This window comes from Paramesorhizobium salinisoli (assembly GCF_003335045.1).
Taxonomy (GTDB): Bacteria; Pseudomonadota; Alphaproteobacteria; order Rhizobiales; family Rhizobiaceae; genus Paramesorhizobium; species Paramesorhizobium salinisoli.
This window is the reverse complement of sequence record NZ_QOZG01000155.1, coordinates 1-255: the sequence shown is the minus strand read 5'-3', so window position 1 is coordinate 255 and position 255 is coordinate 1. Positions and strand designations below refer to the sequence as shown.

Below are 255 nucleotides of genomic sequence, written 5' to 3'. Positions count from 1 at the left end.
AGCGGCGCCACCGGGTTCGACAGCAAGAACACCTCCTACACCCAAGGCGCCACGGGCCAGGCCACCATCAATGTGACGGCCCAGGCCGGCTCCGCTATCGCCAATGCGGTGATCGGCACGACGGGGAGCTTTAACCCGGCAGCCGGGGTCTACGACCATTCCGATCCCGATCTTGTCCTGGACTTCACGGCTGGCGCCTGCAAGATCGGCGTTTCGCTGCCGAATGGTCAAACCTCCATCCAGCTCGCCACGCCG

General features: G+C 65.1%; 1 protein-coding gene. It reads left to right on the top strand.

All coding sequences use genetic code 11. From position 1 onward, the window contains the following. A partial coding sequence (locus DUT91_RS26040) for a hypothetical protein (protein ID WP_160113738.1) occupies nt 1-255 on the top strand: 255 nt, incomplete at both ends.